The organism is Micromonospora sp. NPDC005299 (assembly GCF_042872345.1).
Classification (GTDB): Bacteria; Actinomycetota; Actinomycetes; order Mycobacteriales; family Micromonosporaceae; genus Micromonospora.
The window spans coordinates 155,197-167,852 of sequence record NZ_JBIAKG010000009.1 but is presented as its reverse complement, the minus strand read 5'-3'; the positions used below and the strand labels follow the sequence as shown (position 1 = coordinate 167,852).

The window sequence follows — 12,656 nt, the reverse complement described above, 5'->3', positions numbered from 1 at the left end:
TCACGGCCTCCGCGGCTCGTACGGCCCGCGACCGGTGCCGCCGGGCCGGGTGTCGTACGGGGAGCGCTTGCGGTCGTGCGGAAGCGGGAGGCGGTGCACCAGTTCGGCGACGATCGCGTCGGTGGTGCGCCGGGCGAGCTGCGCGTCTGCGGTCGGGATGATCCGGTGCGCCAGCACCGGCACCGCCAGGGCCTGGAGGTCGTCCGGCAGGACGTAGTCGCGGCCCTCCAGGGCGGCCACCGCGCGGGCGGTGCGCAGTAGCTGGAGGGTGGCCCGCGGGGACGCGCCGAGCCGCAGGTCGGGCGCCTCGCGGGTGGCGGTGACGAGGTCGATCGCGTACTGCTTGACGGCCTCGGCGACGTGCACCTGCCGGACGTGGCCGATCAGCCGGCGGACGGTGGCCGCGTCGGAGACCGGACGCAGCTCGTTCAGCGGGTCGGTGGCCCCGTGGCCGTCCAGCATGGCCAGCTCGGCGCCCGCGTCCGGGTAGCCCATCGCGATCCGGGCGGTGAACCGGTCACGCTGCGCCTCCGGCAGCGGGTAGGTCCCCTCCATCTCGATCGGGTTCTGCGTCGCGATCACCATGAACGGGGTCTGCAACTGGTAGGTCACGCCGTCGACGGTGACCTGCCGCTCCTCCATGCACTCCAGCAGCGCCGACTGGGTCTTCGGCGAGGCCCGGTTGATCTCGTCGCCGACCACCAGGTTGGCGAAGACGGCGCCCGGGCGGAACTCGAAGTCGTGCGTCTCCTGGTTGTAGACGCTGACCCCGGTGACGTCGCTCGGCAGCAGGTCGGGGGTGAACTGGATCCGGCGCACCGAGCAGTCGATCGACCGGGCCAGTGCCTTGGCCAGCTTGGTCTTGCCGACGCCGGGCACGTCCTCGATCAGCAGGTGGCCCTCGGCCAGCAGCACCGCCAGGGCGAGCCGGACGGTGGCCGTCTTGCCCTCGATGACCTGCTCGATGTTGGCCACGATGGCCTCGCTGGCGGCGCGGAACTCGTCGTGCGGCAGCAGACCGCCCACCTCGTCCCAGGTCTGTTGTGTCACGGGCCTCCTCCTCGTCGCCGGACGGCAGCTCTGTATAGAGCACCTGGACCCGCCGTTGGGTTCGCGACGCCGAGCCTCTTCTGCCGCAAAAATCTCACTGGCCTCTCAGGCTAACCATGTTTCTCGTTGTCGCCGACCCCCGCAGGCGGTCGGCCGGTTACGCCCGGAATATTCGCCGGACCGGGGGACGTGTGGCCCGCCCGCACCCGGGTAGCCCCGTCCCGGTTCCTGTCGTGGCGGGCGAGAGGCGCGACCCGCCGACGGGGTACACTGCCGGTCATGGCCGGAGTCTTCCTGCTTCTTACCGAGCCGTGCTGATGCGCTGAGCGCGCGACAGCACGGCGGCCCCTCCTGCGCGAGGGGCTTTTTTGTGCCCGCAGCAGACCTCCCATATCCGACATGACCCGCGCCGAGGAGACGCCATGAGTGAGGCAGCCGCACCGGCCACCGACATTCCCCCCTTCCGGTACACCGCCGCCCTGGCCGAGGAGATCGAGCACCGCTGGCAGGACACCTGGGAGCGGCAGGGCACCTTCCACGCGCCGAACCCGGTCGGTCCGCTGGCCGACCCGACCCACCCGCGCGCGGGCGCCGAGAAGCTGTACGTGCTGGACATGTTCCCCTACCCGTCCGGCGCCGGCCTGCACGTCGGCCACCCGCTGGGCTACATCGGCACCGACTGCTACGCCCGCTACCAGCGGATGGCCGGGCGCAACGTGCTGCACGCGATGGGCTTCGACGCGTTCGGCCTGCCCGCCGAGCAGTACGCGGTGCAGACCGGCACCCACCCCCGGACCACCACCGAGGCCAACATCGAGCGGTACAAGGAGCAGCTGCGCCGGCTGGGCCTGGGCCACGACGAGCGGCGGTCCGTGGCGACCATCGACACCGACTTCTACCGCTGGACCCAGTGGATCTTCCTGCAGGTCTTCAACTCCTGGTACGACGCGGACGCCAAGAAGGCCCGCCCGGTCGCCGAGCTGATCGCCGAGTTCGAGGGCGGCACGCGCCCCACCCCGGACGGCCGGCCGTGGGCCGAGCTGACCGTGGGCGAGCGGCGGAAGATCGTCGACGACCACCGGCTGGCGTACGTCTCGCAGGCGCCGGTGAACTGGTGCCCGGGCCTGGGCACCGTGCTGGCCAACGAGGAGGTCACCGCCGACGGCCGCTCCGAGCGGGGCAACTTCCCGGTCTTCAAGCGGAACCTGAAGCAGTGGATGATGCGGATCACCGCGTACGGCGACCGGCTGCTGGACGACCTGGACACGCTGGACTGGCCCGAGCCGATCAAGCTGCAGCAGCGCAACTGGATCGGCCGGTCGACCGGCGCGCACATCGACTTCCCGACCGAGTACGGCCCGGTGCGGGTGTTCACGACCCGGCCGGACACCGTCTTCGGCGCCACCTACATGGTGCTGGCCCCCGAGCACGAGCTGGTCGACGTGCTGGTGCCGGCCGCCTGGCCGGCGGGGACCAGGGACGCCTGGACCGGCGGGCACGCCAGCCCGCGGGTCGCCGTCGAGGCGTACCGGAAGGCCGCCGCGGCCAAGACCGACGTGGAGCGGCAGGCGGAGACCAAGGAGAAGACCGGCGTCTTCGTCGGCGCGTACGCGACCAACCCGGTCACCGGCGGCCAGATCCCGATCTTCATCGCCGACTACGTGCTGGCCGGCTACGGCACCGGCGCGATCATGGCGGTGCCCGCCCAGGACGAGCGGGACTGGGAGTTCGCCGAGGTCTTCGACCTGCCGATCGTGCGTACCGTGCAGCCGGCGGAGGGCTTCGACGGCAAGGCGTGGACCGGGGACGGCCCGGCGGTCAACAGCGCCGCGCCGGACCGCGGCCTGGACCTGAACGGCCTGGGGGTGGCCGACGCCAAGGCGCGGATCATCGAGTGGCTGGAGGCCAACGGGCACGGCGCGGGCGCGGTCACCTGGCGACTGCGGGACTGGCTGTTCTCCCGGCAGCGCTACTGGGGCGAGCCGTTCCCGATCGTCTACGACGAGACCGGGGCGCCGATCGCGCTGCCCGAGTCGATGCTGCCGGTCGAGCTGCCCGAGGTGGACGACTTCTCGCCGAAGACGTTCGACCCGGAGGACGCCGACAGCAACCCGGAGACCCCGCTGTCCCGGCGGCGCGACTGGGTGGAGGTGGAGCTGGACCTGGGCGACGGGCCCAAGCGCTACACCCGGGAGACCAACGTGATGCCGCAGTGGGCCGGCTCCTGCTGGTACGAGCTGCGCTACGTGGACCCGACCGACTCGCGGCGCTTCGCCGAACCGGAGAACGAGGCGTACTGGATGGGGCCGCGCGGCGCGGGCGACTGCGGGGGCACCGACCTGTACGTCGGCGGCGCCGAGCACGCCGTGCTGCACCTGCTGTACGCGCGGTTCTGGCACAAGGTGCTGTACGACCTGGGCCACGTCTCGTCCTTCGAGCCGTTCCGCCGGCTGTTCAACCAGGGCTACATCCAGGCGTACGCGTTCACCGACCCGCGCGGCACCTACATGCCGGCCGAGGAGGTCGTCGAGGTCGACGGCCGGTACTTCCACGGCGAGACCGAGGTCAAGCGCGAGTACGGCAAGATGGGCAAGTCCCTGAAGAACGTCGTCACCCCGGACGAGATGTGCGCGGCGTACGGCGCGGACACCTTCCGGGTCTACGAGATGTCGATGGGTCCGCTGGAGGTGTCCCGCCCCTGGGAGACCCGGGCGGTGGTGGGCTCCTACCGGTTCCTGCAGCGGGTCTGGCGAGCCGTGGTCGACGAGCGGACCGGCGCCCTGCGGGTCACCGACGCGCCGGCCGACGAGGCCACCCGGCGGCTGCTGCACAAGGTCATCGACGGGGTCCGCGGCGACATGGAGGCGATCCGGTTCAACACCGCGATCGCCAAGCTGATCGAGCTGACCAACGGGCTGACCCGCCTGGCGGAGACGCCGCGCGAGGTGGCCGAGCCGCTGGTGCTGATGGTGGCCCCGTTCGCCCCGCACATCGCCGAGGAGCTGTGGCGGCGGCTGGGCCACGGGACCTCGCTGGCGTACGCGGACTTCCCGACCGCCGACCCGGCGCTGCTGGTCGCCGAGACGGTGACCTACCCCGTGCAGGTCAACGGCAAGGTCCGGGGCCGGGTCGAGGTGGCCGCCGACGCGTCCGAGGACGACGTCCGGTCGGCCGCGCTGGAGGCCGTGGCCGGCGCGCTGGCCGGCAAGGAGCCGCGCAAGGTGATCGTGGTGAAGGGCCGGATGGTCTCGGTCGTCGCCTGAGCCGGTCCGTGGGCGCGCCCGGACCGGGCGCGCCCACGAGCCGGTCAGGGCTCGCGCCGGTGCACGACGACGACGGCGAGCAGCGCGGCGGCCACCGGCCAGGCGGCGAACACCGCCCAGGAGCCGGGCACGCTCGCCACGTGCAGGTTCGGCAGCACGTACGGGTTCCCGACCAGACGTTCCCAGGCCGGCACCGGAAGCGCGTTGTGGATCGCGGCGGTCCACCGCTGGTTGATGTCGAAGGCCAGCGGGGCGAGCAGCAGCAGCGTCGCGGTGACCACGATCGCCGGGGCGGTGTGCCGTACCAGGGCGCCGACGCCGAATCCGGCGAGCGCGCAGACCGGCAGCAGCAGCGCCGAGGCCACCGTCGCGCGGAGTGCCTGCGGGTCGCCGATCGACGCGCCCGCGTCCCGGCCGGCGAGGATCGCCTGGGACACTCCGAACGACGCCGCCGAGGCCACCGCGCCGACGGCGAGCATGACGCCGGCCAGCACCACGACCTTGGCGCCGACCACGGCCCGGCGGTCCGGCACCGCGAGGAACGTGGTGCGGATCTGGCCGCTGGCGTACTCGCCGGCGATCATGACCGCACCCACCGCGCCGGCGGCGAGCATGATGAACAGCCAGCCCTCCTCCGGGAAGGCGTCGTGGATCGGGTCGAACGCGGCTCGCCGCTCGGCGGAGTAGCCCGGCCAGTTGTGGTGGTCGGCCAGCGCGGCACGGGCGCTGAACAGCACCGCCGAGACCGCGATCAGGGCCAGCGCGCCGTATGTGGAGCGCAGCGAGCACAGTTTGATCCACTCGGCGGCGAGCAGGTCACGGAAACGGGCGCGCATCATCGGCCTCCGGCGGCGTAGTCGAGTCGGTCGGCGGTGAGGTCCATGAATGCCTCCTCCAAGGACGCCGCCCGGCTGGTGAGCTCGTGGACGGCGACACCGGCGCAGAAGGCCAGCTCACCGATCCGGTCGACGGACAGCCCTGTGACGGTGAGCGCGTCCCCGCCGCCCGGGGTGACGGCGCCGCCGGCCGCCGCGAGCGCGGCGGCGAGCGTGGCCGGGTCGGTCGTCCGCACGATCACCTGGGTATGGGCGCTGCGGGCGGCGAACGCGGCGAGGCTCTCGTCGACGAGCAGTTCGCCCCGCCCGATGACCACCAGGTGGTCGGCGGTCTGCTCCATCTCGCTCATCAGATGGCTGGAGACCAGCACGGTCCGGCCCTCGGCGGCGAGCCGGCGGAACAGGGCCCGCACCCAGCGCACCCCCTCGGGGTCGAGACCGTTGAACGGCTCGTCGAAGAGGAGCACCGGCGGGTCGCCAAGCAGCGCGGCGGCGATGCCGAGCCGTTGCCGCATGCCGAGCGAGAATCCGCCGATCCGGCGTCCCGCCACCCCGGTCAGGCCGACCTGGTCGAGCACCTCGCCCACCCGGGCGCGGGGGAGCCCGTTGCTGCGGGCCAGCGCCGCCAGGTGCGCCCCCGCGCTGCGTCCGCCGTGCACGTCCCCGGCGTCCAGCAGCGCGCCGGCGTGCCGCAGCCCGCGCGGCCGGTCGGCGAACGGGCGTCCGTCCACCAGGGCGGTTCCGCCGGTCGGTCGGTGCAGGCCGAGGACGAGCCGGAGCGTGGTGGACTTGCCGGCGCCGTTGGGGCCGAGGAAGCCGGTGACGTGTCCGGGCCGGACGGTGAGGGTCAGCCGGTTGACAGCGGTCGTGCCGCCGTACCGCTTGGTGAGGTCCCTGAGCTCGATCATGGCTTAGACGCTTCCGTGTTCCGGCCACCGGGTCGTCCTGCCGGCGGCCACACCGGACCGCCGACACCCCGCCCCCGGGCGTACGCCCGCCGGCCGATGACCGGGCGACCGCTCGCTGGATACGGTGACCGCATGCACGCCGTCGTCCCGCGTCCCCGCGCCCGCCGGGTGCGGACCGTGCTGATCTGGTCCGCGGTGGCGCTGCTGCCGGTGGTGCTGCTCCTCGCCGCCACCTCCGGCATGGGCGGGCCGGTGCTGGTCGTCCCCACCCCCGACAACAGCGTGCCGGGGCTCCCGGTGCGCTATCTCGCGCCGGTCCTGGCGGTGCTGCTGCCCGCCGGCCTGCTGCGTCGCCGACCGCTGCTCGCCCTCGGCCTCATGCTCACCGGGGCGTCACTGGTCACCGCCACCACGAACGCGTGGGAGGAGGGCTACCTGGCCGGCGTCTGGTACCTCCAGTTCCTCGTCGTCGACGTGATGCTCGGGGCGGTCGCGGCCCGTGGGCTGCGCCGGGTGTCGGTGCCCGCGGCGGTCATGGTGCTCCTGGTGCAGGTGGCCGCCGCCTTCGTGAACCCGGCCGCCGACGCGCTGGACCGGGCCATCCTCTCCGTCCCGGCGGTCCTCGCCGCGTGGGTGCTCGGCAACTCGGTGCTCGTGCGCCGCCGGCACGCCGAGCAGGTGCGGGCACACGCGGCCGCCGACGCGGTCACCGCGGAACGGCTGCGCATCGCGCGGGAGTTGCACGACGTGGTGGCGCACAGCATCGGCGTGATCGCCATCCAGGCGGGCGTCGGCGCCCGGGTCATCGACAGCCAGCCCGCGCAGGCCCGTGCCGCGCTCACCACCATCGAGAACACCAGCCGAGAGACGCTCGCCGGGCTGCGCCGTACCCTGGGGGCGCTGCGCCGCCCCGGCGGCGCATCGTTGGAACCGACGCCCGGTCTGTCCGACCTGGACCGGCTGGTCGGGGCCGCGGCCGATGCCGGGGTGCGGGTGACGCTCGCCATCGACGGCGAGCCCCGTCCGCTGCCCGCCGAGGTGGAGCTGGCCGCATTCCGGATCGTGCAGGAGGCGCTGACCAACGTGGTACGCCACGCGCGGGTGAGCGAGTGCGGGGTGATTGTGCGGTACGCGCCGGACGCCGCCCACGTCGAGGTGCTCGACGACGGCTGCGGCGGCCCGCTCGGCGGCGAAGGGCACGGCATCATCGGCATGCGGGAACGGGCCGCGCTGCTCGGCGGCCGGTGCGAGACCGGTCCGCGGCCGCAGGGCGGTTTCCGGGTGGCCGCCGTGCTGCCGGTGGGCTCGTCGTGACGGTCCGCGTCCTCCTCGTCGACGACCAGCCGCTGGTGCGGGCCGGGTTGCGGGTCCTCATGGCCGACGCGCCGGACCTGGTCGTCGTCGGCGAGGCCGGCACCGGCGCGGAGGCGGTCCGGTCGGCCCGCGATCTGGCCCCCGACGTGGTGCTGATGGACCTGCGGATGCCCGGCACCGACGGGATCGCGGCGACCCGGGAGATCGTCGCGGCCGGCGGACCGACCCGGGTCCTCGTGCTGACCACCTTCGACGACGACGAGCACGTGCACGCGGCGCTGCGCGCCGGGGCGAGCGGATTCCTGGTCAAGGACATGGCGCTGGAGGAGATCCTGGCGGCGGTGCGGGTGGTGGCGGCCGGCGACGCGCTGATCGCACCGGGCGTCACCCGGCGGCTCATCGCCGAGTTCGCCCGCCGCCCCGCCCCGGCGCCCCGCCCCCGTGCCCTGCCCGGCGTCACCGACCGGGAACGGGAGGTGCTCACACTCGTGGCGCGCGGCCTGTCCAACCCGGAGATCGCGGCGGAGCTGGTGATCAGCCCGGCGACCGCCAAGGCGCACGTGGCCCGCCTCTTCACCAAGCTGGCCGCCCGGGACCGGGTGCACTTGGTGATCGCCGCCTACGAGGCCGGCCTGGTCGGGCCACCCCGCTGACCGGTGCTCCACCGGTCGGCGCACGGTGACCTCGGCGGGTCGAGCGGCCTGGCCGGCACCGGTGTCGTCGGGTAGCACGAGAGTTCGGCCGGTCATGAGTTGACGAGTGTGATCAGCCGCCGTGGTGCCTTCGGCACGGTGGCGGCGGTCGCCGGGGAACGGGTCGCCAGGGGAACGGGGCTCGCCGAGGAGGGCGGGCTCGCCCGAAGGGCGGTCCGGCGGGCGGCCTGGTCGGGCCGGCCGGCGGTCACCGCGCGGCGAGCGCGACCTCGACCGTGCGGCGGTGCCGGCGCAGCCAGTCGTGCCAGCCGCGTACCGTCTCGACCGCCCCGGCGGCGCGCAGCCGGCGCATGCCGGGCTCGTCGCGGTCGGCGCCGGTGTCGATGCCCCGCCAGGTGCCCTCGACCTGGTCGAGCATGACGCCGACCAGCTCACCCCGGGGGAGCAGCCCCCCGGTCGGCCGGTCGTAGGCGTCGCAGAGCAGCCGGCAGCAACGGCCCAGCTCGGTCGGGTCGGCGTCGCCGCCCAGCGTGGCCCAGTGCCAGCCGGCGAACGCCACGTCCTCGACGCGCCGGCCGGGACCGGCGAGGTCCCAGTCCAGCAGCGCCACCGGCACCGGACCGGCCGGCTCGACCCGGTACACCGTGTTCTTTGGGGACAGGTCCCGGTGGCAGACGGTCTCCGCGCCGGCGGCCAGGTCGGTGCCGGCGCAGGCGTCGTGCACCGCCCGGATCAGGCCGGCCAACCGGGTCAGCGCGGCGTCGGCGAAGAAGGCCCGGTCCTCCCTGTCGCGCCAGGGCACCAGACCCTCGATGTGGGAGAGCACCTGCCGACCCCGCTCGTCCGTCCCGAGGTACGCGGGCGCGATCCCGGGCGCTGTCGCGGCGAGGTGACGCAGCAGCGCGGCGGCGAAGGCGGCGTCGGCGGGCGGGGTACGGCGGACGGTGTCCCCGATCCGGACCACCTCGGCGACGAACCCGCCGGGCAGCGTCTCCCCGGTGCCAACCATGTCAGCTCGGCCCGAGCCGGCGGTGCCGCTCCGCCCGCCACCAGCGGTGGATGATGAACACGCTGGCGATCAGGCCGAGGCTGGCCGGGGCGGCGGCGTACCAGTTGATCGAGCCGGGGGAGCTGACCGCCGCGCCGATGGCCGCGTAGCCGATCGCGGTGGGAGCGGAGGCGATCACGCTCCCGGCCAGGAACGGCAGCACCCGCGCCCCGGTGGTGCCGTAGCCGTAGCTGACCAGCCCGAACCCGGCGATCGGCAGCAGGCGGACGGTCATCACGCCGAACACGCTCTGCCGGGCGAACCAGCCGTCCAGCCGGGCCAGCCGGCCACGGACCCGCTCGGCGACGAACTGCCGGCCCAGCAGGCGGCCGACCGCGAAACCGATGGCCGCCGCGAGCAGCGCCGCGCCGAGGGCGTACGCGGCGCCCTGCACCGGGCCGAAGATCGCCCCGGCGGCCAGCGTGACGAAGGTCCGCGGGACCAGCGCCACGAGCAGCAGCGCGCCGCCCACCACGGCGGCGGCCGGCGCGTAGGCGCCGAGCGAGTGGGCGAGCCGGGGCAGGTCACCCGGGTCCGGGCGGGGAACCAGCAGCAGCGTGACGACGCACCCGGCGAGCAGCAGGAGCAGCAGCGCGAACCGGCGCGCCGACGGCTGCCGGAGCAGCCGTCGGGCGGCGCCGATCATTCCCGTGCGGCGGCGGCCACCGCGGCGCGGCGCTCGGACCGGAGCCGGTCGGCCCAGGTGTCGTCGAGCGGGGGGAGCTGGTGGACGCCGGTCGCCCAGCGCAGCAGCAGGTCGGCCAGGGCGGGGTTGCGGGCCAGCGCCGGGCCGTGCGAGTAGGTGCCGAGCAGCTTGCCGCGCCAGGCGCCCTCGGTGGTCCCGTCGTTGCCGACCCCGGCGGTCACCCGGGCCACCGGCGACACGCCGGGGCCGAGGTGGGTCCGCCCACCGTGGTTCTCGAACCCGGTCAGGTAGGGGATGCCCAGCCGCGGGTCGACCTCGCCGGCCAGCTCGCCGACCGCGCGCGTGGGACCCCGGTCGGAGGAGATGTCGAGCAGCTCCAGCCCGGTGCACCGGGTGCCCTTGGCGAAGAAGGAGGTGCCCAGCAGCTGGTAGCCGGCGCAGACGCCGAACACCACCGAGCCCTGGGCCACCGCCCGGTGCAGGCCGCCGTCGGCGATCAGCCGCTGCGCGCCCAGCGCCTGCGGGCCGTCCTCGCCGCCGCCGATCAGGTAGATGTCGGCGGTGGCGGGCAGCCGCTGGTCGGAGCGGACCTCCAGCACCTCGACCGGCATGCCGCGCAGCTGGGCCCGGCGGGCCAGGATCAGCGCGTTGCCCCGGTCGCCGTAGGTCGACAGCAGATCCGGATAGATCCAGACGATGCGCAGGCTCTCAGTTGACACGGTCCAGCTCCGCTCGGATGTCCTGGAAGGCGGTGTAGTTGGCGATGACCTCCAGCCGGCCCGGCGGCACGGCCCGGACCGCGTCGTCGAAGGTCCGGACGTGCTGGAACGGCACGCCGTTGACGTCGAGCCGGACCGCCAGGTCGTACGCCCGGTCGCCGGTGATCAGCACCTGCCGGCCGGCCAGCGGGGAGAAGTCGACGTCGAAGAGCCAGGAGGTGTCCATCCCGTCGGGGTCGCGCGCGTTGATGGAGAGCAGTGTCGGCGCGACGTCGGCCATGTCGAACGCCTCCAGCCAGCTGGCCGGGTTCTTGGCCAGCAGCAGCCGGATGTTGCGCCCGTCCCGGTCGACCTGGGCGTAGCGGCCGGCCACCGAGGTGACCGAGCCGAGCCGGGAGACCGCGTCCACGGGGCGTACCCCGAACTCGGCGGCGACCGCCAGGGCGGTGGCCGCGTTGCCGAGGTTGACCTTGCCGGGGAGCTGGAGCTGCACCTTGTGCCAGGCGCCCGTGGGGTCGAGCACCCCGTCGTCCTCGACGGTCCACTGCGGCTGGGGGCGGCGCAGCGGGCAGCCGGTGCACCACCACTGCTCGCCGGAGCGCTGGATGGTGGAGCCGCACTCGGGGCAGACCCAGGAGTCGTCGTGCCAGCGCTGGCCGGCGCTGAACCAGGTGACGTGCGGCGGGACGTGGCCCTGGGCCGGGTCGGCCGGCGGGGTGGCGGCCCAGACCACCATCGGGTCGTCGGCATTGGCGACCACCCGCACGTCGGTGTGCCGGACCAGCGCGGCGCGCCAGAGCTGCGCCATCATGGCGACCTCCTTGGCCCGGTCGAGCTGGTCCCGGGAGAGGTTGAGCAGCGCCACGACGTGCGGCTCGGTGGCCTCCAGCACCTGGGCGAGATAGTGCTCGTCCACCTCCAGCACGGCGTAGGGCGTGCTGCCGGCCTTGGCCAGCGCCGACGTGTGCCCGGTGGGCATGTTCGCGCCGAAGGAGTTGGTGGCGACCCGGCCGAGCACGCCGACGGCGGCGGCGGTGAGCCGGGTCGTGGTGGTCTTGCCGTTGGTGCCGGACACCAGGGCGATGGCGCGCCCGGTCGAGAGGTGGGCGAGCAGGTCCGGGTCGATCTTGAGGCCGATCCAGCCGCCGATGACCGAGCCGTCGCCACGGCCCGCCGCCCGCGACAGCGCCGCGGCGGTCCGCGACACGGAGCTGGCCACCTTTGCCCGCAGGGGCATCTTCGCGTCCGTCACCCGAGCGAGGTTACCGGACCACCGGGCCCACCAGATCGCCGCCGACGGCGATCCGTTCGGCCGGGGACGTCCGGCGGACGGCCACCGCGCGCTCCGCCGGACGGAGTCGATCAATGTCGGGAAGCGGACGGCCCTCGCGGCCCGCCGCACCCCTCCACTCCGCCCCACCCCCGCTGACGTGCTGTTTTGCGCGCGCAAACGCCGCGCCACGCGGGCGTTTCTGGTTGCGGGTGGAGGGAAGTGGAGTAGAGTGGGGCGCGATGGTGAGGCCGGGAGGGCCACACCGGCCCGGGGGGTCAGCGGCGCCGCGAACGCCGCTCAGGGCGAGGGGGTTGGGCCGATGTTCCTCGGCACCCACACTCCGCGCCTGGACGACAAAGGCCGGTTGATCCTTCCGGCGAAGTTCCGGGACGAGCTGGCGGGGGGTGTCGTGATCACCAAAGGGCAGGAGCGCTGCCTCTACGTCTTCCCGATGCCCGAGTTCCAGCGGATCGCCGACCAGTTGCGCGCGCAGCCGATGACGAGCAAGGCGGCCCGGGCCTACAGCCGGGTCTTCTTCGCCAGCGCGCACGACGAGGTGCCGGACAAGCAGGGACGGGTCACCATCCCCGGGCATCTCCGGTCGTACGCCGCTCTCGACCGCGACCTGGTCGTGATCGGCGCGAGCACCCGGGTGGAGATCTGGGACAGGGCGGCCTGGGAGGCCTACCTCGCGGAGAGCGAAGACGACTTCGCCGACATCGAGGAGGGGGTGCTGCCCGGCGGTCTGTAGGGCGTGACGGCGCCCGACGTACTGCGAGATCTCCACCCGCTTTCGAGTTCCTGGCACCCCTTCCCCGGTGCCAGGCGCACGATCCGATACGGAGGGCCGCGGCCTCCGGCGGGCGGGAGCGGATGGGGATCTGGCGGTATGGCGAGGCGCCGTGACGACGACGGACACAGGGACGGAAGCGGGTTTCAACCAGTG

General features: G+C 74.0%; 11 protein-coding genes. 4 read left to right on the top strand and 7 right to left on the bottom strand.

The window, feature by feature from the left end:
* Nucleotides 1-1,050, bottom strand: a complete 1,050-nt coding sequence (locus tag ACFYPD_RS24530; RefSeq protein ID WP_387117764.1) for an AAA family ATPase — start codon at nucleotides 1,048-1,050, stop codon at nucleotides 1-3.
* A 422-nt stretch (nucleotides 1,051-1,472) separates the two neighbouring features.
* Here ACFYPD_RS24530 and leuS point away from each other — a divergent pair, with 422 nt between their 5' ends.
* Nucleotides 1,473-4,313: a leucine--tRNA ligase gene (gene leuS / locus ACFYPD_RS24525; RefSeq protein WP_387117761.1), complete on the top strand. Its 2,841-nt coding sequence runs from the start codon at nucleotides 1,473-1,475 to the stop codon at nucleotides 4,311-4,313.
* Between the two features lie 44 nt (nucleotides 4,314-4,357).
* Here leuS and ACFYPD_RS24520 read toward each other — a convergent pair whose 3' ends face one another.
* Together ACFYPD_RS24520 and ACFYPD_RS24515 are read right to left on the bottom strand one after the other, a co-directional pair.
* A complete protein-coding gene (locus ACFYPD_RS24520) occupies nucleotides 4,358-5,149 on the bottom strand; it encodes a hypothetical protein (RefSeq protein WP_387117759.1) in 792 nt (263 codons plus the stop codon).
* Entirely contained in the window at nucleotides 5,149-6,057 is a 909-nt protein-coding gene (locus tag ACFYPD_RS24515) for an ABC transporter ATP-binding protein (RefSeq protein WP_387117757.1), read from the bottom strand. Before ACFYPD_RS24515 ends, ACFYPD_RS24520 begins: the two co-directional genes overlap by 1 nt.
* 132 nt (nucleotides 6,058-6,189) lie before the next feature.
* On the opposite strand from ACFYPD_RS24515, the gene ACFYPD_RS24510 reads away from it, so the two are divergent.
* Together ACFYPD_RS24510 and ACFYPD_RS24505 are read left to right on the top strand one after the other, a co-directional pair.
* A complete protein-coding gene (locus tag ACFYPD_RS24510) occupies nucleotides 6,190-7,371 on the top strand; it encodes a sensor histidine kinase (protein WP_387117754.1) in 1,182 nt (393 codons plus the stop codon).
* Complete coding sequence (locus ACFYPD_RS24505; protein ID WP_387117751.1) at nucleotides 7,368-8,024, top strand: response regulator; 657 nt, start codon at nucleotides 7,368-7,370, stop codon at nucleotides 8,022-8,024. Before ACFYPD_RS24510 ends, ACFYPD_RS24505 begins: the two co-directional genes overlap by 4 nt.
* A gap of 247 nt (nucleotides 8,025-8,271) precedes the next feature.
* On the opposite strand, the gene ACFYPD_RS24500 is transcribed toward ACFYPD_RS24505, so the two are convergent.
* Genes ACFYPD_RS24500 through ACFYPD_RS24485 form a run of 4 tightly spaced genes read right to left on the bottom strand, consistent with a single transcriptional unit; the run spans nucleotide 8,272 to nucleotide 11,674 of the window.
* On the bottom strand, nucleotides 8,272-9,033 hold the full coding sequence (locus ACFYPD_RS24500) for a phosphotransferase family protein (protein WP_387117748.1): 762 nt from the start codon (nucleotides 9,031-9,033) through the stop codon (nucleotides 8,272-8,274).
* Nucleotide 9,034: 1 nt separating this feature from the next.
* Entirely contained in the window at nucleotides 9,035-9,718 is a 684-nt protein-coding gene (locus tag ACFYPD_RS24495) for a TVP38/TMEM64 family protein (RefSeq protein WP_387117745.1), read from the bottom strand.
* A complete protein-coding gene (locus ACFYPD_RS24490; RefSeq protein ID WP_387117742.1) occupies nucleotides 9,715-10,437 on the bottom strand; it encodes a type 1 glutamine amidotransferase in 723 nt (240 codons plus the stop codon). Before ACFYPD_RS24490 ends, ACFYPD_RS24495 begins: the two co-directional genes overlap by 4 nt.
* Nucleotides 10,427-11,674 (bottom strand): MurT ligase domain-containing protein, encoded by a 1,248-nt coding sequence (locus ACFYPD_RS24485; protein ID WP_387118127.1) that lies wholly within the window; start codon nucleotides 11,672-11,674, stop codon nucleotides 10,427-10,429. The genes ACFYPD_RS24490 and ACFYPD_RS24485 overlap by 11 nt, the downstream gene beginning before the upstream one ends.
* Nucleotides 11,675-12,029: 355 nt before the next feature.
* Here ACFYPD_RS24485 and mraZ point away from each other — a divergent pair, with 355 nt between their 5' ends.
* Entirely contained in the window at nucleotides 12,030-12,461 is a 432-nt protein-coding gene (gene mraZ, locus ACFYPD_RS24480; RefSeq protein ID WP_073831045.1) for a division/cell wall cluster transcriptional repressor MraZ, read from the top strand.
* Nucleotides 12,462-12,656: the final 195 nt, after the last annotated feature.

Coding starts and splice junctions, on each gene's coding strand:
- leuS (WP_387117761.1), top strand. CDS start 1,473: ATGAGTGAGGCAGCCGCACCGGCCACCGACATTCCCCCCTTCCGGTAC.
- ACFYPD_RS24485 (WP_387118127.1), bottom strand. CDS start 11,674: ATGCCCCTGCGGGCAAAGGTGGCCAGCTCCGTGTCGCGGACCGCCGCG.
- ACFYPD_RS24510 (WP_387117754.1), top strand. CDS start 6,190: ATGCACGCCGTCGTCCCGCGTCCCCGCGCCCGCCGGGTGCGGACCGTG.
- ACFYPD_RS24495 (WP_387117745.1), bottom strand. CDS start 9,718: ATGATCGGCGCCGCCCGACGGCTGCTCCGGCAGCCGTCGGCGCGCCGG.
- mraZ (WP_073831045.1), top strand. CDS start 12,030: ATGTTCCTCGGCACCCACACTCCGCGCCTGGACGACAAAGGCCGGTTG.
- ACFYPD_RS24520 (WP_387117759.1), bottom strand. CDS start 5,149: ATGCGCGCCCGTTTCCGTGACCTGCTCGCCGCCGAGTGGATCAAACTG.
- ACFYPD_RS24515 (WP_387117757.1), bottom strand. CDS start 6,057: ATGATCGAGCTCAGGGACCTCACCAAGCGGTACGGCGGCACGACCGCT.
- ACFYPD_RS24500 (WP_387117748.1), bottom strand. CDS start 9,033: ATGGTTGGCACCGGGGAGACGCTGCCCGGCGGGTTCGTCGCCGAGGTG.